Genomic DNA, 25,446 nt, shown 5'->3' on the forward strand with positions numbered 1-25,446 from the left:
AATGGCGATTGGAAGGGGTAGCCGATGGCTTATAAAGATGAAAAATTAAATGAAGAAAAGGTTTTTAAAGACCCCGTTCACAGGTATGTACATATTAGGGATCGTGTCATTTGGGATTTAGTCGGAGCCCCTGAGTTTCAGCGTCTGCGCCGTATCAAACAACTGGGTACCTCTTATTTAACTTTCCATGGCGCTGAGCATAGCCGTTTCAACCATTCGCTTGGTGTTTATGAAATCGTGCGTCGGATTATTCATAATTTCGAAGACCGCCCGAATTGGGACCCGAATGAACGGCTGTTGTGCTTATGTGCCGCATTGTTGCATGATTTAGGTCACGGGCCATTTTCCCATTCCTTCGAAAAAGTCTTCAAGCTCGATCATGAGGATTTTACCCAGGAAATATTGTTGGGAGATACGAAGATCAACGCCATACTTAGTAAAGTGGAAAATGGTTTTCCCAAAAAAGTAGCCGATGTCATCAACAAGACTTACCATAATAAATTAGTCGTCAGTTTGATCTCCAGCCAAATCGATGCGGATCGCATGGATTACCTGCAGCGTGATGCCTATTTTACTGGCGTCAGTTATGGCCACTTCGATATGGAACGCATTTTGAGGGTGATGCGTCCGATGGAAGATCAGGTAGTCATCAAGGAAAGTGGCATGCATGCGGTTGAGGATTATATCATGAGCCGCTATCAGATGTATTGGCAGGTCTATTTTCATCCAGTGACCCGGAGTGCGGAAGTGATTCTTTCAAAAATCCTCCATCGTGCTAAAGAACTTCATGAAACAGGATACGAATTTTCATTAAAGCCGACCCATTTTTTATCTTTTTTTAAAGAAAAACCTACATTGAAAGAGTACTTAGAGTTAGATGAAGCGGTCGCGATGTATTATTTTCAAATCTGGATCAATGAACAAGATCCAATTCTAAGTGATTTATGCGAACGTTTCGTGAATCGTCGCCTGTTTAAATATATTGAGTTCAATCCGAACCTCCAAATGAATGAGTGGATGGAGCTCTATCGTTTATTTAACAAAGCCGGCCTTAATCCGGATTATTATCTTGTCGTCGACTCAAGCTCCGATTTACCATATGATTTTTATCGTCCTGGAGAGGAAGAGGAACGTCTGCCGATTCATTTATTGATGCCGAATCAGGAATTGAAAGAACTTTCCCGTCAATCAGAAATCGTCGAATCGATCTCAGGGAAGAAGCGGACCGATCATAAACTATATTTTCCGCTTGATCGCCTGGAGGAAATGTCCAATCGTAGTAAGACTAAAAAGCGGATCCTGGAAATTTTGTACGGATAGGGGATGAGCCGTTGTGTTAGAAAATCATGCGAAATTAATGCACTTCTTCGCAAGCTCTGATGAAATAATAGGAAGAAAGAAGCTGCAAAAGATTATTTATATACTAAAAAAGTGCGATGTGCCATTTGAAGATCGCTATCAGTTTCATTTTTATGGTCCTTATTCCGAGGAATTGACACTGAGAATTGAGGAATTGTGCAATTTAGGTTTTATTAATGAGACGAGAGAAGAAAAGAAGAACTATTATCAATACCGTTACCGATTGACGGATGCTGGAAAGGATTTTTTAAATCATTACCAGGTCGAATTCCCGGATATCGGAGAACCGGTGGCAAAGATGAAAGAAAAAAGTTCGCGCTTTTTAGAACTTGTTTCCACCATGTTGTATTTTGAGCATCTTCCTCGTGAAGAAGTAGAGGAAAAGGTATTTACTGTCAAAAGTAAACAGAACTATAGTGAGGAAGAAATAGAAGAAGCCTGGGGTTTTATCGAAGAAATACGCCATACCACCCATTGATAATGGGAAGTATGGCCTTTTGTTTGCACATGAACTTAATTCTGTTATAATGAAGGCGCATCAGGGGATAACCCTATGCAAAAGAGGACTGCCCTCGTCACAGGACAGCCCTCTATATCATCAGGTGAGAAGTATTAACGGTTGGAGTTGGAATTTCTACCGCCTTTTTTACCGATATCTTCATAGAATTCCTCTCCGTGCTTCTCACTTGTTGTTTCTCCGCCTTTTTTTCCAATCTCTTGATAAAAATCTTTATCTTTGTTCTGGCTGGTGGATTCTCCACCTTTTTTACCGATCTCTTCAAAGTGGTCTTGGTTGTATTTGCTGCTTGTTGTTTTTCCACCCTTTTGACCGATATCCTCGAAATGTTCCTGGCTATACTTCTCGCTCGTTTTTTCTCCGCCTTTTTGGCCGATCTCTTCAAAGTGTTCCTGGCTGTATTTGTTACTTACCTTCTCTCCGCCTTTTTGACCAGCTTCCTCATAACTCATTTTACGGTTGTTGTTCTTATTGTTGTTAGCCAATGAAAAAACCTCCTTATAATGATTATGTGTCGCTTATATGTCAAACAATGAAGTTTGATCGCCTTGTCAAATTAAGAATTATTGTTTGAGTTGGAATTTCTGCCGCCTTTTTTGCCAATCTCTTCGAAATGCTTCTTACTGTACTTATCGCTTACTTTTTCTCCACCTTTTTTACCGATTTCCTCAAAGTGCTCCTGGCTGTATTTGTTGCTTGTTTTCTCTCCGCCTTTTTGACCAGCTTGTTCATAACTCATTTTTTGATTATTGTTTTTGTTGTTAGCCATTGTTGAAACCTCCTTTTGAGTAGTTGTTGTTAAAGTTACCACCTATTTTTAAACTTAAAACTTAAATACCTTTTTTTTACTTTCCTGTAATTATTTTGTAATTTTTACGTATCAGAAGGGTTGTCATTCTTCCTGACATCTTTGAAATTATCCTGTTTATATTTATGGCTGACAGGATCTTGTTCATCTTTATCTGCAATATTAGAAAGCCTGGATGGATTATATTTTTCTTCGGGTTTACGTTTGTTTTTAGGACCTGATTCATCATAGCCCATCTGCTTTTGGTCGCTTTTATCCTTTGCCAATCGGGTTACCTCCTTTTCTTATGAAATTTGAATTTCTTGAATGCTACATAAGTTCAATTGCCAATCTTCTACATATTTAAACTGGCAATGTGAAAGATGTGAATAATGAATCAGACGGTTTAGGACAAAATAAATGGTATTGAATGTTGCAGATGGTTTGTTTCATACGAAACAGGGAATTATTGTGAATAATAAATCGTATAGAGGTGGTAAAGTTGTCCGTAGTATTCAGGGATAAAAATAAACGGAATCAAAAAATCGGATGCCGGTCAGAGTTCGATTCTTTAAAACGAGTCGTTGTCTGCTCACCTGCATATATGAAGATTGAAGAAGCAATAAATGAAACGCAAAAAAAATATGTCGATGAAAATATAGATATTGAAAGAGCGTGCAGACAGCACCACTCATTTGTGGAAGTGATGCGCAGCCACAACATAGAAGTGATCGAATTAGAGCCTGCGCAGCAGTATAATGAACAAGTTTTCACGAGAGACATCGGAGTTTGCATTGATGATAAAGTAATCGTCTCCAATATGGGCAACGAAGTTCGTAAAGGAGAAGAGGAGTTGCTGGAGGAAACCTTGCAGCAGGAAAATTCTTATTGGGAAAAAATTCAAACGGGGACGATTGAAGGCGGAGACATCATAATTGATAAGAACAAGGTATGGGTTGGGATAAGTGACCGCACCAATGAATCTGGAGTGAAAAGTCTTCAGGAGCTGCTGCCAAATCATCAGGTGACAGCGGTACCGATAAAAGAAGAATACCTTCACCTGGATTGTGTGTTCAACATTCTTTCTTCTGAGTATGCGTTGATTTTTCCTGGGGCATTACGGCAAGAAGAATATGAAAGGCTAAGTCATAGTTATGAGTTGTTCGAAGTAGAGGAGGATGAACAGTTTACAATGGGAGTGAATGTTTTATCGATCGCGCCCGGGAAAGTAATCAGTCTGCCTCAAAATGAAAAGGTTAATAAAGCCATGAGGGATAAAGGTTTTGAAGTCATTGAAGTTGACTTTTCGGAAATCATCAAATCTGGTGGGTCTTTCCGTTGCTGTACCATGCCGTTACAACGCTCTACAAATAAATGATTATAAAAACCCCGGGCACCTGTGCAGCCCGGGATTTTTAATATTTCTACTTTAATAAAGTTTAACTTTGTTAGACAAAACTGGTTTCTCTAATCAGTCACTCAAACGTTTACCACCGATAGCATAATGATTCTTAGCCATTTCTTCAATGACAACAGTGACTGCTTCCTTTCTTGCACCGGTGGTGTTCGTCACCGCGTCCGTCACTTCTTCCACTAACGCTTTTTTCTGCTCATCCGAGCGACCTTCTAGCATTTGTACAGTTACAATCGGCATAATATCCGCTCCCTCAATTAGTAATTCACTATCAATCGTAGCAATAATTCCTAAGCAGCGCCATTACAAGAACGTAAGGTTTATCATCTGAAGAGAATAGGGACATTATGTTAGAATGAAAAAATAAACAAAACGAACGGTATAAGGAGGAACCACACAATGAAAGAATTCGATCAGTTCAAAAAAGGCAATGATAATGAAAAAGACAAAAAGAAGAATCAATTTACTATACTGAAAGATGACTCTACCGATGGGCACGGTGGATATGGGGTCGGGGCGATTACATTAGAGAATATGTCACCGGTCATTGTGGATCCCAATGAAGAAAAAGCCTATGTTGATATGGGCGCGATGCATGCCCGCAGTGCTGTAGAAAAGCGGATTAAATTCCTTACGGATAAATCAGAAGTGCCTAATGGACTGCTGTATTGGATTACGTGGGTGACAATTGAGAGGGGCGAGCAAGGCCCGTATTATTATGGAGTCGCCAGCAGTGAACTTCTTGTGGACCGGGAAATTCGCCGGGGATATAAACTGCTTCCTGAACACGTCAACCATATGGACAAATCCTTGAAAGGAAAGTTTGTTGTCGAGCATATGGATGATAAATCAAAAGCTGTTCTTAAGAAATTCCTGCAGGAGCACAGCGAAGAAATGTGGGAGAACTCTTCTGACGAATTAAAGCAAGGATTAAGTGTATAAAGGTATAGAAAATGTGTCTAAATTGTGAATGATGTGAGAAAATCTTGAGGTTTTTTTGTGAAATTTGTAAAATGTGTATCACATGGGTTATACATGTTTTACTAGGACAAAGAAGAAGGTCGGGGATGTAACCCTCGACCTTCTTCTTTTTGACCTCGTTAAAACAGCCACTCCAGTAAATCTTTCCAGCCACCTTTATTTTTTTCCTTCTCCCGCGGTTGTCTATTCTCTTCAAAGGTATGCTCCGTACAAAAACTTTCCGGAATCTTGTCTTCTTCAAAATACATTAAACGCTGGGTGTCACAATAGGGTGTTGCCCGCAGTCCTGTTGCCGGGTCTACATATACCCCCACCACTCCCTCAGGTGCTTTCAGCGTAGAGAATGTTCTATCCTGATGAGACTGTTCCATCACATCGGCCCAAATGTCTTTCGAATACTGCAGCTCGCTCGTTCGAGTGATTTGTTTTCCCTGATCGTATCCTGTCCATATGCCTGTCACAAGCTCAGGGCTGAAACCAATCATCCAGCTGTCTGTGTTGGTTGTTCCTGATTTTCCGGAGTATGGGCGGCTTAGCTTACCGGCAATGCTTGAACCAGTAACACGCATATAGCCGTCGAGAGATGAATCAAACATGCCTGTCATCATATGAGCGGTCAAGAAGGCCCGCTTAGGGTCAATCATGCTCTCATTATCGGGTGGTTCGTATTCGTATAACATATTTCCATGACTGTCCGTTATTTTCGTAATGGTGTGCGGTACATTTTCTTCTTCTGGGCGAGCAAGTTTGCTATAGGCTTTTGTCATATCATATAAGGAGAGGGTGGCTGTTCCTAACGCAAGGGAAGGTACAGCAGGAATCTTTCCTGAAATTCCAAACTTCCCAAGCGTTTCCTTTAACCGCTCAGGACCAAGGTAGACATTGGTCTTCACAGCATAAATATTATCCGAGAGAGCGAGTGCCTGTGCCATCGTAATCGGTTCGTTTGCATAATATCCGTCGAAGTTGCTCGGCGCATAAACCTCGCCATTACCAAGCTCGAATTTCGTTGGTTTACTGACCAGTTGGGTCGTCGGTGTGAACCCGCTGCCTAAAGCTTCGTAATATAAAAAAGGTTTGATGGTTGACCCGACCATTCGTTTTGCCTGGGTGACCCGATTGAATGAGCTGGTTTCATAGTTGCGTCCGCCTGCCAAAGCCTGAATCGATCCTGTTTCTGGTGCTATAACAATACCAGCAGCTTGAATTTCCGAATTTTTATCGATATGCTGCTCCATGGATTTTTCTAATACTTTTTGTGTTGGAATATCGAGTGTCGTATAAATATGATAGCCGCCGACTGTGAGCTGCTCCCGGTCGATATCAAGCCTGTTCATGGCTTCTACAGCTACTGCATCTTGAAAATAGGGAGCAATATCGGGGGCATCTTCTTTATTCGGCTCGTGATACGCCAGTTTCTCCTGGGAGGCCAGAGCACTTTTACTGGCATCAATATGGCCCGCTGCTTCCATGCTGGCCAATATTTGCTTCTGCCGGTCGTTGGCATTCTCCTCATTATTAAAAGGAGAATAATAGCTTGGCCCTTTTGGGATACCGGCAAGCATAGCAGATTCAGAGAGTGAAAGCTCATTGGCATGCTTGTCAAAAAAGTAGCGGCTGGCTGCTTCTATACCGTAGGCGCCATGTCCGTAATAAATGCTGTTCAAGTAACCGGCAAGTATTTCATCTTTATCATAGAACATCTCAAGTCTGAGTGCGTAGATGGCTTCTTTGGTTTTTCGAACCCACGTTTTTTCATGGGATAAATAAAGGTTGCGGGCGTATTGCTGGGTGATTGTACTTGCACCTTCGACCTTGGCCAGGTTGCGGATATTCTTCAATACCGCTGCTCCGATCCGCTTCATGTCAAATCCAGAATGGTCATAGAAATGCCGGTCTTCGGAAGTGAGCGTCGCCTGGATGATATACGGGGATATGTCATCTAAATCGACCCAGTATCGACGTTTGCTTCCGAAATCTTCTTCAATAACACTGCCATCCTGGCTGTAATAAATCGTATTTTGCTCTGTCGTCAAAGGTGGAGGACCGCTGATGAGCGCATACAAAAGGATCAGCGTCATTGCTATCGCAACCAATGCGATGGAAAATGAGCCGAGCAAAAGCCCTCTTTGTATCCACTTATTTTGACGGTGGAACCATTTTTTCATCGTAAGCGCTCCCGTTATCCGAGTTTTTCGAATGTTTTTTAACATTATGGGATAATGGGTAAGAATTTAAACATCAGGATAATCATCGGCGTTTTATAAAAAAACTATTGCTTTTTTTCTGGAATTCTCTATAATTTGATTGTTTACTGGAATAAATAGAAGGATACCTGTCTTATAAACGAAAGGAGTTACAATATATGAGCACTTGGTTTACGGAAAAACAGACCGAAAATTTCGGAATTACAGCGAAAATCAAACGGTCGCTTCATACAGAAAAAACAGATTTCCAACAGCTGGACATGCTTGAAACAGAAGAGTGGGGCAACATGCTTGTTCTGGACGATATGGTGATGACAACACAAAAAGATGAGTTCGTCTACCACGAAATGGTAGCCCACGTGCCGTTGTTTACACATCCGAAACCTGAGAATGTACTCGTAGTCGGTGGGGGAGATGGCGGGGTCATCCGGGAAGTGTTGAAACACCCGGAAGTAGAGAAAGCGACCCTAGTAGAAATCGATGGTAAAGTAATTGAGTATTCTAAAGCGTATCTACCAGAGATCGCCGGACAGCTGGAAGACCCTCGCGTCGAAGTGAAGGTGGCAGATGGCTTCATGCATATTGCGGAGAGCGAGAATGAATATGATGTAATCATGGTAGATTCTACTGAACCCGTAGGACCGGCGGTCAATTTGTTCAGCAGAGGTTTTTATGAGGGGATCGCCAAAGCTTTGAAGAGTGATGGCATTTTCGTCGCTCAGACCGACAACCCATGGTTCAAAGCCGATTTGATTAGACAAGTCTACCGTGATGTAAAAGAAACCTTCCCGATCACACGGGTGTATACTGCTAATATTCCGACCTATCCAAGCGGCCTATGGACCTTCACGATAGGAAGCAAACAGCATGATCCACTGGAAGTGCCAAACGAACGTTTCCATGAAATCGAGACGAAGTATTATACAAAAGAGTTGCATCAAGCGGCATTTGCTCTGCCGAAATTCGTGAAAGATCTGACCGAGTGAGGAGGAATTCCATGCGCTTTGACGAGGCTTACTCAGGCAAAGTTTTTATTATGAGCAGGGAGGACGGTGAAGCAGCTGACGCCGTCATCTATGGGATGCCGATGGACTGGACTGTCAGCTTTCGTCCTGGGTCCCGTTTCGGGCCGAACCGAATACGGGAAGCATCCATTGGCCTTGAGGAATACAGCCCATACCTGGACCGTCACCTTGAAGAGGTGAATTTTTTCGATGCCGGGGACATTCCACTGCCATTCGGGAACCCGCAGCGGAGCATCGATATGATCGAGGAGTATATCGGAACACTATTAGAGAAAGGAAAGTTTCCTTTAGGGCTGGGCGGTGAGCATCTGGTTACCTGGCCAGTGTTGAAAGCAATGTATTGTAAATACCCCGATCTTGCCGTCATCCATATTGATGCCCATACTGATTTAAGGGAGGAATATGAAGGGGAACCGCTTTCCCATTCGACCCCAATTAGAAAAGCATGTGAACTGATGGGGCCTGAACATGTTTATTCCTTTGGTATCCGCTCCGGCATGCGCGAAGAGTTCCAGTACGCGAAAGAGAGCGGCATGTACCTGGCAAAGTATGACGTCGTCGAACCGCTGAAAGGAGTACTGCCAAAACTGGCGGGCCGGCCTGTCTATGTCACGATTGACATCGATGTGCTGGATCCTGCGTTCGCTCCAGGAACAGGAACAGCTGAAGCAGGGGGCATTTCATCAAAGGAGCTGCTGGAAGCCATCCATATGATTGCCGATTCGGATATTCAGGTGGTTGGCGGCGACCTTGTAGAAGTAGCGCCTGCTTACGATCCGACAGAACAGACTGTCATTGCAGCCAGCAAATTCGTCCGCGAAATGCTGCTTGGCTGGGTGAAATAATAACAGCAAACTGCCGCCCCCCACATGCGGCAGTTTTTTACATTACCTCCCTTTCTTGATGTGTTGTTTCCGTTACGGTAGTAACGGTGTGAAGGTCCGGGAAATCACTCGCTTTCCATGGGCGTACGGTGAGCTTCCTCAGGCTTCGCCTTGCGGGATCTCACCATGTACTATTCTCCCATCGGAGTCTCGCAATTTCCAGGACCTCCTTGCGTTTATAGAGAAACGGAAACATCGGTATATGGTTCTTCAAACAAAGAGTGAGCTAAGCATGAAATATGAGCTTAAAACGGCGTCTTTGTTCAATTATCCATTAAAAGTAGAAGACATCTTCAAATATGGCAGGGTTCGTTTCTCCCATTCTTCGAATGGGGTGGTTGGGAAACTGCGAGACTCCCGCGGGAGAAGGGACTAGGCAAGACCCCACAGGGAGTGTAACGACCGAGGAGGCTTGTCAGTTCCCCCGCAGGAAAGCGAGTAGTTTCCCAGCCAGCCCTTACACTGTTATGGCAAAGAACCCTTGATAACTTGAAATCAAGTCTTCGACTTTTCGGCTATAAATAATCAACAATAAAAGAGTTATTTCTGGAGGGCTTGCGCTTTTGTTTATTAGTTTTTATAATGGATAGGTTAAGAGGAACGTAAGGAGAGATAGTATGAGTGCTGCCGAGACACCGGTATCGATTCGCCTTGTGACAGAGATCAGGGACAGCGGCCGAAAAGAAACAGTCGTCATGGAAGAACAGGGAGGACTATTCGAACGGGGAAACACACAAGTCCTCAAGTTCACCGAACACCCCGATGAAGGCGGTCCGATCGATACCATGATCACCATCCAGCCTGGAAAAGTCAGCATCAAACGCTCTGGTGCTGTCAAAATGCATCAGATTTTCCGAAAAAAACATACAACAGAGAACAACTACCATCATACGTATGGTATTTTTCATATGAACACGTTTACGGATCAGATTGAACACCAATCCTTATCCCAGGGAGCAAAAGGACGGCTGTTCATCAGCTACCAGTTGACCCTTAATCAGGAAATCACCCAGCGTCATCGATTAACTTTGACATATCGTAAGGAGGAAACAGCTCAATGAATATTGTGGAGCAGACGGAAGCGAAACTGAAACAGGAGATCCAGCAGGCGGTATTAAAGGCGGGATTGGCGACCGAGGAGGAATTGCCGGAAGTCGTACTCGAGCAGCCGAAAGATAAATCGCACGGTGATTATGCGACTAACATGGCGATGCAGCTGGCACGAATCGCCAAAAAAGCCCCGCGCATGATCGCGGAGGATATCGTTGCGAATTTTGATAATACAAAAGCATCCATCGATAAAATAGAGATTGCCGGTCCCGGATTCATTAATTTCTATATGGATAATCAGTATTTGACTGATCTTGTATCCACCATTTTGGAAGCGGGAGATGCCTATGGGGAAAGCGATACTGGAAAAGGCGAAAAAATCCAGGTCGAGTTCGTTTCAGCTAATCCGACGGGAACTCTTCACCTGGGGCACGCGCGCGGTGCTGCAGTTGGTGATTCTCTTTCCAATATTCTGGGGAAAGCGGGGTATGACGTTTCCCGTGAGTACTATATCAATGATGCCGGAAACCAGATCAATAACCTGGCTTATTCCGTCGAAGCACGTTATATGCAGGCACTTGGTAAAGAGTGGGAGATGCCGGAAGATGGTTACCATGGGAAGGATATCATTGAATTAGGTAAAAAGCTTGCAGAAGAAGATGGTTCCGAGTGGGCAGATAAACCGGAACAGGAACGCCTCGCTTACTTCCGTGAGTACGGTTTGAAGTTTGAGCTCGACAAAATCAAAGTCGACCTGGAAGATTTCCGTGTCCCTTTTGATGAGTGGTTCTCTGAAACCTCTCTATACCAGGATGGGAAAATTGATGAAGCTTTGAAAGTCCTGGAAGATCAGGGCTACACATATGAGCAGGATGGCGCAACCTGGTTCAAGACAACTGAATTTGGTGATGACAAAGACCGTGTCTTGATCAAACAGGATGGGAGCTACACGTATCTTACACCTGATATCGCTTATCATAAAAATAAGATGGACCGCGGCTTCAATACGTTGATTAATATCTGGGGGGCAGACCACCATGGATATATTCCGCGTATGAAAGCGGCCATCCAGGCACTTGGTTACAAAAAAGATACATTGGAAGTAGCGATTATCCAGATGGTCAACCTGTTCCAGGACGGTGAAAAAGTGAAGATGAGTAAGCGTACGGGGAAAGCTGTCACGCTTCGTGAATTGATGGAGGAAGTGGGGATCGATGCCATGCGCTATTTCTTCTCGATGCGGTCGGCAGACTCTCACTTGGACTTCGATATGGATCTGGCACGTTCCGAATCGAACGAAAACCCGGTCTATTATGTGCAGTATGCCCATGCGCGCATCTGCTCAATGCTTCGCCAGGCGGAAGAAAAGGGTGTCGCGTTCGATACGAACTTCGATGCTACATTGCTTGATTCTGAGAAAGAAGAAGATTTGCTGAAGCGTCTTGGTGAATTTCCGCAAGTAGTAGCCGATGCAGCTGAAAAGCGCACTCCTCATCGGGTGACACAGTATGTATTCGACCTGGCTTCTAACTTGCACAGCTTCTACAATGCTGAAAAGGTATTGGATCAAGAGCAGCCAGAACGCACCAAAGCCCGTGTTGGTCTAATGAAGGCCGTCCGCACAACGCTATCTAATGCATTGGAACTAATCGGCGTATCCGCACCAGAACGGATGTAATTTTAAAAATGCGTAAATAAAGCTTGCAGAAAAACGGTTTTCTGCAAGCTTTATTATTTAATAGCATTGATTATCGCTGTTAAGAAAGCAGGGTGAATCAAAAAAGATTTCCCACGTATGTGGGAATTTTTTTTAATATCCTGTGTAAACGTTATACTAAGAGGGATGGTCTCTACAGGAAAGGAGCTGCGTCATGAAAGAAGTGATTTTTGCGCTGCTGACAGGGTTTATCGTAGGTTTTTTATTCGCTTTATTTAAACTTCCTATTCCAGCACCGCCTGCATTTGCCGGAGTAGCCGGAATCGTCGGTATCTACCTGGGCTTTAAAGTATTTGCATGGGTCGGCCCAGTACTATCAAATTTAATACGATGACATTATAAAATCGGGCGGAGCAGCCGCGCGATTTTTATATTGATTTTCGTACCGATGGAGCGCTTCGCAAGCCAATTTTCATCAAAAGATAATCCTATGTCGAAATCCTTCATGAATCGCTGTCTCATTTCCTCAATGAAATCCTTGTCATAGAAAAAAACATTGATTTCTTTGTTGAGATAAAAACTTCTTATGTCTAAGTTAGAAGTACCAATATCGCAGAAGTTTCCGTCAACAATAAAGACTTTCGTATGATAGAAGCCTGCGTCGTAGAAACGGACATCTCCACCGGCCTGATATAATTCTTCATAAAAAGGAATGCCACCTTCTTTGACGAAGGGGTGATCCGATTTCAATGGACAGAGCAATTTGACTGTAATACCTCGCTTCACAGCCTGTATCAGTGTGTCCATCACACGGCGTGGCGGGATGAAATAGGGGCTTCCAAGCAGAATCTCTTCTTTGGCTTCAGAGAACTTCTTAACGAGTACCTCCTCTAATTCTCCATATTCTGTCGGCAGTAATTGGAGCGCATGGTTGCCCTTTTCTTTGTTTTCAGCAGGAAATAATTTCTCATTTGTATTCAAAAACCAATCATCTAAGAAGACGGCATGCAGCTGTTCTACAATTTCACCGGTGAATCGCAAGTGATAGTCGCGCCAATCCCCCATTTCCGCATCTTTGCTGACATACTCGTCAGCAATGTTATAGCCGCCGGCATATGCGATTTTTCCATCGATTACAACAATTTTCCGGTGGTTTCGACGATTCAACTTGTAAATAAAAAAAGGAAATTCAGGCTTTGCGGCGAATATAAATTGTATACCTGAATTTTCTAATTGGGTTTGCAGGGATTTGTCAATCCGAAATCCTCCAAGCCTGTCCACCATCAGCCTGACAGTCACACCTTCCTCCGCTTTCTGCTGGAGCAATTGAAAGAAGCGCTGGCTGGTTTCATCCTTTTTGATAATAAAAAAAAGAATATCAATGTGGGCTTCCGCGTTTTTGATATCGGTAAACATGGCCTCGAACAGACGATTACCACTTTGAAAGAAACGGTAGCTGCCAGTAGTCTCTGGAAAAGTGAGCTTTCTCAGGTTCTTTTTGTGGTTTTTCTTCCCCGCCTTAAAATCTAATATAACCAGTAGAATGACAATCAAAATGATGACGAGAAACCATAGTAAAATAGTCATTTTTTTCCTCCTCCATCGCTTCTCATGCCCTTAGCTTCCCCAAATCCACCAAAATTTGCACATAAAAGCAAAGAAAATATGTTGACTGAATGTTCATTCATATTTTATAGTAAAGCTATAAGATTCAGAATTTTCACGGCTCGTTTCCTGAAAATCACGAGACAGCAAGTGAGAGAGATTCATACTTAACGAGGGGGTAAGACGGATGAGCACGCTGTTATTATTGAATTGGATATTATTTTCAGGTGTAACCTTTTATGGGTTTTATTTATTCGTGCGCGTCGTCATGACGAGGATCGCCTATATCAAGCTCGGAAGAAAATTCGAGTTCGATGGCGAAATCAAAGAAAGATTGAAAAATATTTGGATTTACGTTTTTGGTCAAAAGAAATTATTGAAAGATAAAAAATCCGGAATCATCCATGTGATGATGTTTTACGGTTTTATTTTGGTACAGTTCGGTGCCATTGATTTTATCTGGAAAGGTCTGGCTCCTGACAGTCATCTTCCGTTAGGACCTTTTTATCCAGGGTTCACATTCTTCCAGGAACTGGTCACATTGATGATCCTGGTCGCTGTCGTATGGGCGTTCCACCGCCGTTACGTGGAAAAACTTGTCCGCTTGAAGCGAGGCTTTAAAGCGGGGCTTGTGCTTTTATTTATCGGAGCATTAATGTTAAGTGTATTGATCGGTAATGGTATGGGCTTAATCTGGCACGGCCATGAAGGCGCCTGGACAGAACCTGTTGCGACCTTGATTGCAAGCGCTTTCGGGTGGGTGAGTCCGACTGCCGCAGCTGTTGTGTTTTTCGTCATGTGGTGGATTCACCTATTAGTGCTGTTAAGTTTCCTGGTCTATGTACCACAATCCAAGCACGCCCACCTGCTGGCGGCTCCGGTCAATGTGTTCTTGACTCGCCAGACACCGCCTGGAAAGCTTTCTAAAATTGACTTTGATGTCGATGATGAGACTGCTGAAGAAGATGTATCCTTTGGTGTCGGTAAAATCGAAGACTTCAACCAGCTGCAAATGATCGACTTTTATGCTTGTGTCGAATGCGGCCGTTGTACTAATGTATGTCCAGCTACAGGCACAGGAAAAATGCTTTCTCCGATGGATCTGATCATCAAACTGCGTGATCAGTTGACGGAAAAAGGAGCAGCGGTCACTGGAAAATCACCATGGGTGCCGGCTTATGCCTTTTCCAATACACAGGGAAATCAACTTGCCAAAATGGCTCAGACTCAAGGTGGTGATGAAGCGGCAGCTTCTGTAGAGGCGGCGCAGAACCATAACCTGATTGGCGATGTCATCACAGAGGAAGAGCTGTGGGCTTGTACGACTTGCCGTAACTGTGAAGACCAGTGTCCGGTGATGAATGAACATGTGGATAAAATCATCGACCTTCGCCGTTACCTTGTGCTGACAGAAGGGAAAATGGATCCGGATGCCCAGCGTGCGATGACGAACATCGAACGCCAGGGTAACCCTTGGGGATTGTCTAAGAAGGAGCGGGAAGACTGGCGCGACCAGGAGCCGGATGTCCGCATTCCGACTGTGAAAGAATTGAAAAAAGAGGGCGAAGACTTTGACTATCTATTCTGGGTCAGTTCCATGGGTGCCTATGATAACCGCAGTCAAAAAATCGCGCTTGCCTTTGCCAAGCTGATGAATGAAGCTGGCATCAAATTCGCTATCCTTGGTAATAAAGAACGTAACTCCGGTGATACCGCGCGCCGGATGGGTAACGAATTCTTGTACCAGGAGCTGGTGGAAAAGAATATCAAAGAATTCGAAAAGAATGATGTGAAGAAGATCATTACCATCGACCCGCATGCTTATAACACATTCAAAAATGAATACCCGGACTTTGGGTTTGAAGCAGAGGTTTACCATCATACTGAGTTGCTTGCCGAATGGCTGAAGGATGGCCGTTTGAAACCTGAAAATGAAGTGAATGAAACGATCACATACCATGACAGCTGCTATCTTGGCCGTTACAACGAGGTATATCAGCCGCCAAGGGAAGTGCTGGAAATGATTCCAGGTGTCAAGCTGGTAGAAATGAAGCGTAACCGTGAAAATGGGATGTGCTGTGGCGCCGGCGGCGGTATGATGTGGATGGAAGAAAAAGCAGGCCATCGCGTCAATGTGGCAAGAACAGAACAGGCGTTAGAAACCAGTCCGACGATGATCTCCAGTGGATGTCCATACTGCCTGACGATGCTTTCGGATGGAACGAAAGCGAAGGAAGTGGAAGAATCGGTCGGTACGATGGATATTGCGGAGATTTTAGCTAAGTCGATTTTTGAAGAAAAACAGGAAAAATCAGCCTAATATTTAGAATTTTTAGTGGAAAGTGTACAGAAAGTTTTGTACACTTTCCTTATGAGGGTTTATTGAGCGAGCGTTCAATCGTACTGGAGATGTTTTTGTAAGAGAGGTTGCAGCAGGCGTTGCTGATTGTTTTCACCTCTCTTTTTATACCATAATTTTTGAAAGCGTTATCACATAAGGGAGGATTTATATTATGAGAAAAACGGTGATTGTTTCAGGAGCAAGAACGCCATTTGCAAAGTTCGGAGGAGCGCTGAGTACATTGACAGCATCCCAGCTTGGAGGGAAAGCGATCAAAGCTGCATTGAATCGTGCCAACTTCAAAGCGGAAGATATCAATGAAGTGATCATGGGGACGGTTCTTCAGGGAGGTCAGGGACAGATTCCTTCCCGTCAGGCAGCACGTGAAGCAGGAATTCCATGGGAAGTGAAGACAGAAACGATCAATAAAGTCTGTGCTTCCGGAATGCGTAGTGTCACGATGGCAGATCAATTTATTCGCCTTGGTGATGAAGAGGTAATTGTTGCTGGTGGAATGGAGAGCATGAGTAACGCGCCATACTTCATGCCAAAAGCACGCTGGGGATTACGTATGGGCGATGCGGCTGTGAAGGATTTGATGGTACACGATGGTCTGACGTGTTCATTTGATGGTGTGCATATGGGCAACTACGGAAACAATGTCGCTGATGAATATGAGTTGAGTCGTGAAGCACAGGATGTTTGGGCTTATCGCAGTCACCAGCGTGCTGTCCTGGCAATGGAAGCAGGCAAACTGGCAGAAGAAATTGTTGCTGTTGATGTGCCACAGCGAAAAGGCGATCCGGTCGTTGTCGAAAACGATGAAGCCCCGCGTAAAGATACTTCGAAAGAATCCTTGGCAAAGCTTCGTCCGGTATTCGGATCAAATGGAACAATCACAGCCGGTAATGCTCCAGGGGTCAACGATGGCGCCTGTGCGATGCTGCTGATGTCTGATGAAAAGGCGAAAGAGATGGGAGCGGAAACATTGGCAACCATCCTCGCACACGATGAAGTGGCTGTCGAAGCAAAGGATTTCCCGAAAACACCGGGAATTGTCATCAATTCTCTATTGAAAAAGGCAGGAAAATCGTTGGATGATATCGATCTTTTCGAAGTGAATGAGGCGTTTGCTGCAGTATCACTCGCCAGTGGGAAAATCGCCGGTCTGGACGAAGAAAAAGTTAACGTCAATGGTGGAGCAGTGGCGCTGGGTCATCCGATCGGTGCCAGCGGGGCACGTATCATCCTGACTCTTGCTTATGAATTGAAGCGCCGCGGCGGTGGTCTTGGTATCGCAGCTATCTGCAGTGGCGGCGGCCAGGGTGATGCTGTTCTGATTGAAGTTCCCAAGCAATAAAGGATGTTGAACACGTAATAGTCAGGGAGGAATTTTTCTATGTCAATTAAACAAGTAATGGTAGTCGGAGCCGGGCAAATGGGGGCAGGAATTGCACAAGTGTGTGCCCAGTACGGCTTTTCCGTAAAGTTGAATGATATTGCAGATGAGGCATTGGAAAAAGGAAAGGCAGGCATTGAAAAAAGGCTGGCCCGCTCGGTGGAAAAAGGCCGTCTTGCAGAAGAAGAGCAGCAAAAGACGCTTGAAAACCTGTCTTACACAACCGACCTTAATGAGGCTTCAACCTGCGACCTTGTCATTGAGGCTATTGTGGAAAATATGAATGTCAAAACGAGCCTGTTTAAAAAACTTGATGAGTTTGCCCCAGAGCACGCGATTCTTGCATCCAATACGTCATCACTCCCAATTACGGAAATTGCTGCAGTGACTAATCGTCCTTCTCAGGTAATCGGTATGCATTTCATGAACCCGGTTCCTGTCATGAAACTGGTAGAAATCATTCGTGGCTTGCAGACAAGTGATGAAACCTATCAATCTATCAAAGATATGACAGAAAAAATATGCAAATCACCAGTAGAAGTCAATGACTTTCCTGGGTTCGTATCCAACCGTGTCCTTATGCCGATGATCAACGAGGCCATCTATACGGTTTATGAAGGGGTGGCGACACCGGAAGACGTCGATACGGTTATGAAGCTCGGCATGAACCATCCGATGGGACCATTGACGTTGGCTGATTTTATTGGCCTTGATACATGCTTGTACATCATGGAAGTATTACATGAAGGTTTCGGCGACAGCAAATACCGGCCATGTCCATTGCTGCGTAAGTATGTCAAAGCTGGCTGGCTCGGTAAGAAATCGGGACGCGGCTTCTATACGTATGAAAATTGATTCTCAGGGGAGAGAACAACAATGAATCTACATTTTACAGATGAACAGGAAATGATGCGTAAAATGGTGCGCGATTTCGCCCAAAAAGAAGTGGCTCCAGCCATAGAGAGAATGGAAACCGAAGACCGTTTTCCGAGGGAAGTCGTCACCAAAATGGGAGAATTGGGGTTAATGGGGATTCCGATTCCGGAAAAATACGGCGGATCTGAGATGGATTATACGTCCTATATCATTGCAATCCACGAACTGTCTAAAGTAAGTGCAACGGTCGGTGTCATCCTGTCGGTACACACCTCCGTTGGTACGCTGCCGATCCTTAACTTTGGAACCGAGGAGCAGAAGCAGAAATATATTCCGAAGCTGGCGTCAGGTGAATATCTCGGAGCTTTCGCGCTCACGGAACCGAGTGCCGGTTCTGATGCTGGAAGTTTGAAAACGCGTGCAGTCAAACAGGGTGACACATACATTCTGAATGGCTCGAAAGTATTCATCACCAATGGGGGAGAAGCGGACACCTATATTGTGTTCGCACGCACAAATATGGAGGAAAGCGGCTATCAGGGAGTCAGCACGTTCATTGTCGAAAAAGATACCCCAGGACTTATCATCGGGAAAAAAGAGAAAAAGATGGGGCTTCACGGGTCAAGCACGGTTCAATTGACGTTCGATAATTGTGAGGTACCGGCAGAGCAGATGCTCGGTAAGGAGGGGGAAGGCTTCAAGATAGCGATGTCTAACCTCAATTCCGGGCGAATTGGAATTGCGGCCCAGTCACTTGGTATCGCTGAAGCTGCCATGGAACATGCAGTCGATTATGCAAAAGAGCGGGAACAATTCGGAAAGCCAATTGCTAAACAGCAAGGACTTTCCTTCAAGCTTGCCGACATGGCGACAGAAGTAGAGGCGGCAAAACTATTGACATACCATGCAGCTGCTCTGAAGGAAGCTGGTGCTCCATGCAACAAAGAAGTTTCGATGGCGAAAATGTACGCTTCGAAAACAGCGATGAAAAATGCTATTGAAGCTGTTCAGGTTTATGGCGGATATGGGTATACGGAAGATTATCCGGTCGAGCGGCTGTTCCGTGATGCCAAAGTTTGTGAAATCTATGAAGGAACGAATGAAATACAGCATATCGTCATCAGCAAACATCTACTGAAGGACTAATTTATCAAGGGGGATACCGACATGAATTTTCAATTGACAGAAGAACAAGAAATGCTCCGCAAAATGGTGCGTGACTTCGCAAAAAATGAAGTGGAGCCGACAGCTGCTGAGCGGGATGAAGAAGAACGATTCGACCGGGAAATTTTCGATAAGATGGCAGAACTCGGATTGACCGGTATACCTTGGCCGGAGGAGTACAATGGAATCGGGTCAGACTTTGTCAGTTATGTCATTGCCGTAGAAGAATTATCCCGTGTATGTGCATCTACCGGTGTAACGCTGTCTGCCCATATTTCCCTTGCCAGCTGGCCGATCTATAAATTTGGTAACGAAGACCAGAAAAAGACGTTCCTCGCCCAGCTTGCTTCCGGTGAGAAACTTGGAGCTTACGCGTTGTCCGAGCCTGGCGCCGGCAGTGATGTGTCATCGATGCGTACGCAGGCGAAACTGGATGGCGAGCATTATGTCCTGAATGGAAGCAAGGTGTGGATTACCAATGGAGAAGTAGCGGATATTTACATCGTATTCGCCAAGACCGACCCGGATGCAGGCAGTCGCGGCATCAGTGCCTTCATCGTAGAAAAAGGAACACCTGGCTTTACGTTCGGTAAAAAAGAAAAGAAACTTGGCATTCGTTCCTCGCCAACCACAGAATTGATTTTTGAAGATTGCCGGGTTCCGAAAGAAAATCTATTAGGCGAAGAGGGCAAAGGTTTCAAAATCGCAATGATGACCTTGGATGGCGGCCGTAACGGTATCGCCGCACAGGCTGTCGGTATTGCCCAGGGAGCCTTGGATGCATCTGTCGGCTATGCGAAAGAGCGCGAACAGTTCGGTAAGCCGATCGCTCAGAATCAGGGTATTTCTTTTAAACTGGCGGATATGGCGACAGAAGTCGAAGCTGCTCGTCTGTTGACCTATCAGGCAGCTTACCTGGAGTCAGAAGGTAAGCCATATGCCAAAGCATCTGCCATGGCTAAGTTATACGCTGGTGACGCAGCAATGCGAATAACAGTAGAAGCTGTCCAGGTTTACGGCGGCTATGGCTATACAAAAGACTATCCAGTCGAGCGTTATATGCGTGACGCGAAAATCACCCAAATCTATGAAGGTACGAATGAAATCCAGCGTCTCGTCATCGGACGGATGCTTACGAAAGAATAGTAGAAAGGAAGCTATTATGCACCCATTAGCTGAACGGATCCAACAACAGGATATGAGAGCGCTGGCAAGAGCTATCACACTCGTAGAAAACGATGCGCCGGAAAAATTGGATATGCTGAGTGATATATTTTCCTTGAAAAAGAACGCTCACTATATCGGTATCACCGGCTCACCTGGAGCCGGAAAGAGCTCGCTCGTCAATCGGCTGCTTACCCATCTGCGTGAGCAGGGCCTGACGGTGGCAGTCATCGCGGTAGACCCGACCAGTCCGTTCAGCGGCGGTGCCCTGTTAGGGGACCGTGTCCGTATGAATCAACATTTTACGGATCCTGGTATTTTTATCCGCAGTATGGCAACGCGGGGGAGCTTAGGTGGTCTTGCACGTGCTACTAAGGATACGATTCGTGTCTGTGATGCTTATGGATTTGACATCATACTCGTAGAAACAGTGGGTGTCGGCCAGTCCGAGCTTGATATTATGAAAGTTGCCGATACGACAGGGCTTGTGCTTACGCCAAACAGTGGCGATGTCTTACAGATTTTTAAAGCAGGAATCATGGAAATCGCCAACCTTTTTATCATTAATAAAGCCGACTTGCCAGGAGTGCAGCGGCTAAAGACGACACTGGAAGAATACATGATGATTGCTAATCCGAAAGGCTGGGTTCCGCCGATCGTCCAGACGATTTCTACTCAAAATGAAGGAATTGATGAGCTATGGAGTGAAATCTGTCGGCATCATGACTATTTGTATGAAACAGCCAAAGGGGAAGAACAGCGCCAGCAGCAGTTGAAACTGGAAGTCTATGATTTAATCCGGGAAGAAATCTGGCGGGATGTCGAACAAATGATAGAAAGCGACCATGAGAAACAGCAGTTTTTTCATGATGCCAGTGCCGACCCGTATCAATTGGCTAAGGAATGGTTTCAGGAGTGGAAAGGGAAAGGAGGGAATAGCCATGACTGATCAACAGGTTCCCTCTTCCATCAAGGATCAGAACCTCGTTGAAAAAAGACGCAACCAGATGATCAAGGGTGCCGTATCGCTTTTCATCGAAAAAGGGTTCCATAAAACGACGACAAGGGAAATCGCGAAAGCCTCTGGTTTCAGCATCGGTACTCTCTATGAATATATCCGTACCAAAGAAGATGTGCTGTTCCTTGTCTGTGATTCGATTTATGAACGAGTGAAGGACAGGATGGAGCAGGTGATCGATACGGAAAAAAAGACGATCGACAGCCTGATTCATGCGGTCACTTCTTATTTTCAACTGATGGATGATATGCAGGATGAAGTCGTAGTCATGTATCAGGAAGTCAAATCTCTTCCTCGTGATTCTCAGGAATATGTATTGCAAAAAGAGAAAGATATGCTCGAAATGCTGACGCAGGTGATACGCAACAGCATCTCCACACCGATGTCGGAGCAGGATATTTCCCTCGTTGCAAACAATATTTTCATTCAGGGTCAAATGTGGGGGTTCCGGCGCTGGATGCTGCAAAAAGAGTTCACGCTCGAAAGCTATACCGAACGTCAGGTTCATTTTTTATTAGAAGGTCTCAATGTCAATAGCTTAAAGAATTACAAACTTCCTAATTAAAGGGGGATGGAACGATGGAACAACCAAAGGTATATCAGCCGAAGTATCCCGTCCGATTCGTGACAGCTTCCAGCTTATTCGACGGGCACGATGCTTCAATCAACATCATGCGGCGGATTCTCCAATCAACCGGTGCAGAAGTGATTCACCTTGGTCATAACCGCTCTGTCGAAGAGGTCGTCAATGCAGCGATACAGGAAGATGTCCAAGGAATCGCCATATCTTCCTATCAGGGGGGACATGTCGAATACTTCAAATATATGATTGACTTATTAAATGAAAAGGGAGCCAGCCATATCCAAGTTTACGGAGGTGGCGGTGGTGTCATTCTGCCGCGCGAAATCAAGGAACTCCATGAATATGGTGTGGCACGTATCTTTTCACCGGAAGATGGCCGGGAGCACGGTCTTCAAGGGATGATCAATCAGATGATAGAAGATTGCGACTTCCTGCCGCCACTTGTACCCGAAGAAACCGTCAAGGAACTGGAAAGTGGAAACCATCAGGCGATTGCCCGGTTCATCACTTATGTGGAGAATACACCGGAACAGGAACGCGAAGCGGCTGCCCAGTTTGAAGCTGCCGTGAAACAAAGCGAAACGAAAAATATCCCGGTATTAGGGATTACAGGAACAGGAGGAGCAGGTAAAAGCTCACTGACAGACGAATTGATCCGCCGCTTCCTTAATGAGATTCCGGATATGAAAGTGGCCATCCTGTCGATTGATCCGACGAAGAAAAAGACAGGTGGAGCCTTATTGGGTGACCGTATTCGTATGAACGCAATTTTCAACCCCCGTGTATACATGCGCTCGCTGGCAACGCGTGATTCCAGGTCTGAATTATCAAAAGCGATCGAAGAAGCTATCCAGGTTGTGAAAGCGGCCGGTGTTGATTTTGTCATTGTCGAAACTAGCGGGATTGGCCAAGGGAATGCGGCTGTAACAGATGTTTCCGATTTATCTATGTATGTGATGACCGCCGAATTCGGTGCTCCTTCCCAGCTTGAAAAAATCGATATGATCGATTTTGCTGACTTCATCGTTATTAATAAATTCGAACAGAAGGGTTCGGAGGATGCTTTCCAGCAAGTGCGGAAGCAATATGAGCGCAGTCACATGCTCTTCCATGAAGACCCGTCCACCTTCCCGGTGTTTGGTACGATTGCAAGCCAGTTCAATGATCCAGGAACGAACACCCTTTTTGCTGCTCTCGTGGATAAACTGAATGAAAACTATGAGTGGGAGGACACCACTTCCTTTGAAAGAACAGCAAGTGTGGAAAAGCAGAATGTCATCATTCCGAATGAGCGGAAGCAGTACTTGCGTGACATTGCCATGCTGGTGCGCAACTACCATGATAATGCCGAGCAGCAGGCCGAAAAAGCCCGCAAACTCTATCAATTGAAGGGCACTGCGGAAGCGCTGGAAGATGAGGAAGCGAAGAAAAAGATTGAGGCATTGATCGAGCAGTATGAGCAGGATATCGATCCGAAAGCGAAAGAAAAACTGGATGATTGGGATGATCTCCATGAGCGTTACAGTGGAGATACGTATACGTTTAAGGTACGTGACAAGGAAATCACGATGGATTTGACGACAGAAAGCCTTGCCGGTCTGAAAATCCCGAAAGTCGCCTTGCCATCTTACACCGATTGGGGCGATCGCCTCGTCTGGCTGTTAAAAGAAAATGTACCAGGAGCTTTTCCATTTACCGCAGGGGTGTTCCCGTTCAAGCGAAAAGGGGAAGATCCAAAGAGACAGTTTGCTGGTGAAGGAACACCGGAACGTACCAACCGCCGCTTCCATTACCTTTCGAAAGATGATGATGCGAAGCGTCTGAGTACCGCGTTTGATTCGGTGACTTTGTACGGGGAAGACCCGGATGAACGTCCGGATATCTACGGAAAAGTCGGAGAAAGCGGTGTCAGCATCTGTACTTTGGAAGATATGAAAAAGCTGTATGACGGCTTTGATTTGACCAATCCTTTGACGTCCGTTTCCATGACGATCAATGGTCCTGCGCCAATCATTTTAGCCATGTTTATGAACACAGCAATCGATCAGCAGCTTGATAAATTTGAAGAAGAGAATGGGCGTAAACCTGACGCAGAGGAAGCGGCGCAAATTAAAGCGGAAACGCTTCATGTTGTCCGTGGTACCGTCCAGGCTGACATTTTAAAAGAAGACCAGGGACAGAACACGTGTATTTTCTCAACGGAATTCGCATTGCGGATGATGGGAGATATTCAGCAGTACTTCATCGATCATGATGTCCGTAACTACTATTCTGTGTCCATTTCCGGCTATCATATCGCTGAAGCAGGCGCGAACCCGATTACACAGCTCGCTTTCACGCTGGCAAACGGCTTCACGTATGTGGAATATTATTTGAGCCGTGGCATGGATATCAATAAATTTGCACCAAACTTATCATTCTTCTTCTCTAATGGTCTCGATCCGGAATATACAGTCATGGGCCGTGTTGCCCGCAGAATCTGGGCAATCATTATGAAAGAAAAATATGGTGCCAATGAGCGAAGCCAGAAGTTGAAGTATCATATTCAGACATCCGGCCGTTCCCTGCACGCACAGGAAATCAACTTTAATGATATCCGGACGACATTGCAGGCGTTGATTGCGATTCAGGATAACTGTAACTCTCTTCACACCAACTCTTATGATGAAGCGATTACCACCCCGACAGAGGAATCCGTCCGCCGGGCGATGGCGATCCAGATGATCATCAGCAAGGAATTCGGTCTGACCAAAAATGAAAACTCTCTGCAAGGAGCGTATATCATCGAGCAGTTGACCGATATGGTGGAGGAAGCGGTACTTCAGGAATTTGAACGCATCAACGATCGCGGCGGAGTATTAGGCGCCATGGAACGCCAATACCAACGCGGTAAAATTCAGGAAGAATCGCTATACTATGAAAGCAAAAAGCATACCGGCGAACTACCGATCGTCGGCGTAAACACTTACTTGAATCCGACACCGCCTTCGGAAGATGAAATCAATTCAATGGAAATTGCGCGTGCGACCAAAGAGGAAAAAGAACATCAAATTCAGTCCTTGCGCGCATTCCAACAATCGAATGAAGACGGAACAGAAGCAGCCTTGCAGCGCCTGAAAGAGGTAGCGGCAAGCAACGGTAACATTTTTGCTGAATTGATGGAAACCGTCAAGGTAGCGAGCCTTGGCCAAATCACCAACGCTCTCTACGAGGTAGGCGGACAATATCGCCGGAATATGTAAGGTAATAAATTAGCATCAAAATCGAGTATGAAACCGAAAAAGGTTTCATACTCGATTTTTTAAAGCATCGGGCAGCTCAAGGAAACAGTTCGCTTTCCGCAGGCGGGTGCTGTACTTCTTAGCCTGCTGATGTTCGGTATACGAGAAAATTTGCAAATATGAGAGACCTCCCC

The 25,446-nt window shown here is 45.1% G+C and carries 23 protein-coding genes; 17 read left to right on the plus strand and 6 right to left on the minus strand.

Features of this window, described 5'->3' with window-relative positions:
* Positions 1–24 precede the first annotated feature (24 nt).
* Together FHS45_RS07455 and FHS45_RS07460 are read left to right on the plus strand one after the other, a co-directional pair.
* A complete protein-coding gene (locus tag FHS45_RS07455; protein WP_062442558.1) occupies positions 25–1,320 on the plus strand; it encodes an HD domain-containing protein in 1,296 nt (431 codons plus the stop codon).
* A 13-nt stretch (positions 1,321–1,333) separates the two neighbouring features.
* Positions 1,334–1,837: a YwgA family protein gene (locus tag FHS45_RS07460; protein WP_062442556.1), complete on the plus strand. Its 504-nt coding sequence runs from the start codon at positions 1,334–1,336 to the stop codon at positions 1,835–1,837.
* A gap of 134 nt (positions 1,838–1,971) precedes the next feature.
* On the opposite strand, the gene FHS45_RS07465 is transcribed toward FHS45_RS07460, so the two are convergent.
* The 3 genes from FHS45_RS07465 to FHS45_RS07475 form a co-directional block, all read right to left on the minus strand.
* Positions 1,972–2,361, minus strand: a complete 390-nt coding sequence (locus FHS45_RS07465) for a KGG domain-containing protein (protein WP_062442553.1) — start codon at positions 2,359–2,361, stop codon at positions 1,972–1,974.
* Between the two features lie 71 nt (positions 2,362–2,432).
* Positions 2,433–2,645 carry a stress-induced protein, KGG, repeat-containing protein gene (locus tag FHS45_RS07470; RefSeq protein ID WP_062442550.1) on the minus strand — a complete coding sequence of 71 codons (213 nt, stop codon included), beginning with the start codon at positions 2,643–2,645 and terminating at the stop codon, positions 2,433–2,435.
* 104 nt (positions 2,646–2,749) lie between these two features.
* Positions 2,750–2,950, minus strand: coding sequence for a hypothetical protein (locus tag FHS45_RS07475; protein WP_062442549.1), 201 nt, complete (start codon positions 2,948–2,950; stop codon positions 2,750–2,752).
* Between the two features lie 215 nt (positions 2,951–3,165).
* Between FHS45_RS07475 and FHS45_RS07480 the strand changes: the two genes are divergently transcribed.
* The gene (locus tag FHS45_RS07480) at positions 3,166–4,041 is read left to right on the plus strand and encodes a dimethylarginine dimethylaminohydrolase family protein (RefSeq protein ID WP_062442546.1); all 876 of its coding nucleotides are present in this window, start codon (positions 3,166–3,168) and stop codon (positions 4,039–4,041) included.
* Between the two features lie 93 nt (positions 4,042–4,134).
* Here FHS45_RS07480 and FHS45_RS07485 read toward each other — a convergent pair whose 3' ends face one another.
* A complete protein-coding gene (locus FHS45_RS07485; protein ID WP_062442545.1) occupies positions 4,135–4,317 on the minus strand; it encodes a 2-hydroxymuconate tautomerase in 183 nt (60 codons plus the stop codon).
* Between the two features lie 159 nt (positions 4,318–4,476).
* On the opposite strand from FHS45_RS07485, the gene FHS45_RS07490 reads away from it, so the two are divergent.
* On the plus strand, positions 4,477–5,019 hold the full coding sequence (locus tag FHS45_RS07490) for a YwhD family protein (RefSeq protein ID WP_062442542.1): 543 nt from the start codon (positions 4,477–4,479) through the stop codon (positions 5,017–5,019).
* Positions 5,020–5,177: 158 nt separating this feature from the next.
* Here the strand turns inward: FHS45_RS07490 and FHS45_RS07495 are convergent, their stop codons facing one another.
* Positions 5,178–7,226, minus strand: a complete 2,049-nt coding sequence (locus tag FHS45_RS07495) for a transglycosylase domain-containing protein (RefSeq protein ID WP_062442539.1) — start codon at positions 7,224–7,226, stop codon at positions 5,178–5,180.
* A gap of 197 nt (positions 7,227–7,423) precedes the next feature.
* Between FHS45_RS07495 and speE the strand changes: the two genes are divergently transcribed.
* The 5 genes from speE to FHS45_RS07520 all read left to right on the plus strand — a co-directional run bounded on the left by speE (position 7,424) and on the right by FHS45_RS07520 (position 12,275).
* A complete protein-coding gene (gene speE, locus FHS45_RS07500) occupies positions 7,424–8,251 on the plus strand; it encodes a polyamine aminopropyltransferase (protein ID WP_062442537.1) in 828 nt (275 codons plus the stop codon).
* 11 nt (positions 8,252–8,262) lie between these two features.
* Positions 8,263–9,135: an agmatinase gene (gene speB / locus FHS45_RS07505; RefSeq protein ID WP_062442534.1), complete on the plus strand. Its 873-nt coding sequence runs from the start codon at positions 8,263–8,265 to the stop codon at positions 9,133–9,135.
* A gap of 656 nt (positions 9,136–9,791) precedes the next feature.
* A complete protein-coding gene (locus FHS45_RS07510; RefSeq protein ID WP_062442531.1) occupies positions 9,792–10,235 on the plus strand; it encodes a YwiB family protein in 444 nt (147 codons plus the stop codon).
* Positions 10,232–11,902, plus strand: coding sequence for an arginine--tRNA ligase (gene argS / locus FHS45_RS07515; RefSeq protein ID WP_062442528.1), 1,671 nt, complete (start codon positions 10,232–10,234; stop codon positions 11,900–11,902). The genes FHS45_RS07510 and argS overlap by 4 nt, the downstream gene beginning before the upstream one ends.
* A 193-nt stretch (positions 11,903–12,095) precedes the next feature.
* Positions 12,096–12,275, plus strand: coding sequence for a XapX domain-containing protein (locus FHS45_RS07520; RefSeq protein ID WP_062442526.1), 180 nt, complete (start codon positions 12,096–12,098; stop codon positions 12,273–12,275).
* Positions 12,276–12,277: 2 nt separating this feature from the next.
* Here the strand turns inward: FHS45_RS07520 and cls are convergent, their stop codons facing one another.
* Positions 12,278–13,468, minus strand: a complete 1,191-nt coding sequence (gene cls, locus FHS45_RS07525; protein WP_062442523.1) for a cardiolipin synthase — start codon at positions 13,466–13,468, stop codon at positions 12,278–12,280.
* 205 nt (positions 13,469–13,673) lie between these two features.
* Between cls and FHS45_RS07530 the strand changes: the two genes are divergently transcribed.
* The 8 genes from FHS45_RS07530 to icmF all read left to right on the plus strand — a co-directional run bounded on the left by FHS45_RS07530 (position 13,674) and on the right by icmF (position 25,273).
* Positions 13,674–15,806 (plus strand): heterodisulfide reductase-related iron-sulfur binding cluster, encoded by a 2,133-nt coding sequence (locus FHS45_RS07530; protein WP_062442520.1) that lies wholly within the window; start codon positions 13,674–13,676, stop codon positions 15,804–15,806.
* A 193-nt stretch (positions 15,807–15,999) separates the two neighbouring features.
* Positions 16,000–17,187: an acetyl-CoA C-acetyltransferase gene (locus tag FHS45_RS07535; protein WP_062442517.1), complete on the plus strand. Its 1,188-nt coding sequence runs from the start codon at positions 16,000–16,002 to the stop codon at positions 17,185–17,187.
* A 39-nt stretch (positions 17,188–17,226) separates the two neighbouring features.
* Complete coding sequence (locus FHS45_RS07540) at positions 17,227–18,081, plus strand: 3-hydroxybutyryl-CoA dehydrogenase (RefSeq protein ID WP_062442513.1); 855 nt, start codon at positions 17,227–17,229, stop codon at positions 18,079–18,081.
* A 21-nt stretch (positions 18,082–18,102) separates the two neighbouring features.
* Positions 18,103–19,248 carry an acyl-CoA dehydrogenase gene (locus FHS45_RS07545; RefSeq protein ID WP_062442510.1) on the plus strand — a complete coding sequence of 382 codons (1,146 nt, stop codon included), beginning with the start codon at positions 18,103–18,105 and terminating at the stop codon, positions 19,246–19,248.
* Positions 19,249–19,269: 21 nt separating this feature from the next.
* Entirely contained in the window at positions 19,270–20,412 is a 1,143-nt protein-coding gene (locus FHS45_RS07550; protein WP_062442507.1) for an acyl-CoA dehydrogenase, read from the plus strand.
* Positions 20,413–20,428: 16 nt separating this feature from the next.
* Positions 20,429–21,379 (plus strand): methylmalonyl Co-A mutase-associated GTPase MeaB, encoded by a 951-nt coding sequence (meaB, locus tag FHS45_RS07555; RefSeq protein ID WP_062442505.1) that lies wholly within the window; start codon positions 20,429–20,431, stop codon positions 21,377–21,379.
* A complete protein-coding gene (locus FHS45_RS07560; RefSeq protein WP_062442503.1) occupies positions 21,372–22,013 on the plus strand; it encodes a TetR/AcrR family transcriptional regulator in 642 nt (213 codons plus the stop codon). The genes meaB and FHS45_RS07560 overlap by 8 nt, the downstream gene beginning before the upstream one ends.
* 14 nt (positions 22,014–22,027) lie before the next feature.
* A complete protein-coding gene (icmF, locus tag FHS45_RS07565) occupies positions 22,028–25,273 on the plus strand; it encodes a fused isobutyryl-CoA mutase/GTPase IcmF (RefSeq protein ID WP_062442501.1) in 3,246 nt (1,081 codons plus the stop codon).
* Positions 25,274–25,446: the final 173 nt, after the last annotated feature.

The organism is Thalassobacillus devorans, from assembly GCF_011761345.1.
Lineage (GTDB): Bacteria > Bacillota > Bacilli > Bacillales > Halobacillaceae > Thalassobacillus > Thalassobacillus devorans.

Coding starts and splice junctions, on each gene's coding strand:
- speB (WP_062442534.1), top strand. CDS start 8,263: ATGCGCTTTGACGAGGCTTACTCAGGCAAAGTTTTTATTATGAGCAGG.
- cls (WP_062442523.1), bottom strand. CDS start 13,468: ATGACTATTTTACTATGGTTTCTCGTCATCATTTTGATTGTCATTCTA.
- FHS45_RS07470 (WP_062442550.1), bottom strand. CDS start 2,645: ATGGCTAACAACAAAAACAATAATCAAAAAATGAGTTATGAACAAGCT.
- FHS45_RS07550 (WP_062442507.1), top strand. CDS start 19,270: ATGAATTTTCAATTGACAGAAGAACAAGAAATGCTCCGCAAAATGGTG.
- argS (WP_062442528.1), top strand. CDS start 10,232: ATGAATATTGTGGAGCAGACGGAAGCGAAACTGAAACAGGAGATCCAG.
- meaB (WP_062442505.1), top strand. CDS start 20,429: ATGCACCCATTAGCTGAACGGATCCAACAACAGGATATGAGAGCGCTG.
- FHS45_RS07535 (WP_062442517.1), top strand. CDS start 16,000: ATGAGAAAAACGGTGATTGTTTCAGGAGCAAGAACGCCATTTGCAAAG.
- speE (WP_062442537.1), top strand. CDS start 7,424: ATGAGCACTTGGTTTACGGAAAAACAGACCGAAAATTTCGGAATTACA.
- icmF (WP_062442501.1), top strand. CDS start 22,028: ATGGAACAACCAAAGGTATATCAGCCGAAGTATCCCGTCCGATTCGTG.
- FHS45_RS07545 (WP_062442510.1), top strand. CDS start 18,103: ATGAATCTACATTTTACAGATGAACAGGAAATGATGCGTAAAATGGTG.
- FHS45_RS07495 (WP_062442539.1), bottom strand. CDS start 7,226: ATGAAAAAATGGTTCCACCGTCAAAATAAGTGGATACAAAGAGGGCTT.
- FHS45_RS07490 (WP_062442542.1), top strand. CDS start 4,477: ATGAAAGAATTCGATCAGTTCAAAAAAGGCAATGATAATGAAAAAGAC.
- FHS45_RS07510 (WP_062442531.1), top strand. CDS start 9,792: ATGAGTGCTGCCGAGACACCGGTATCGATTCGCCTTGTGACAGAGATC.
- FHS45_RS07540 (WP_062442513.1), top strand. CDS start 17,227: ATGTCAATTAAACAAGTAATGGTAGTCGGAGCCGGGCAAATGGGGGCA.
- FHS45_RS07560 (WP_062442503.1), top strand. CDS start 21,372: ATGACTGATCAACAGGTTCCCTCTTCCATCAAGGATCAGAACCTCGTT.
- FHS45_RS07530 (WP_062442520.1), top strand. CDS start 13,674: ATGAGCACGCTGTTATTATTGAATTGGATATTATTTTCAGGTGTAACC.
- FHS45_RS07485 (WP_062442545.1), bottom strand. CDS start 4,317: ATGCCGATTGTAACTGTACAAATGCTAGAAGGTCGCTCGGATGAGCAG.
- FHS45_RS07520 (WP_062442526.1), top strand. CDS start 12,096: ATGAAAGAAGTGATTTTTGCGCTGCTGACAGGGTTTATCGTAGGTTTT.
- FHS45_RS07455 (WP_062442558.1), top strand. CDS start 25: ATGGCTTATAAAGATGAAAAATTAAATGAAGAAAAGGTTTTTAAAGAC.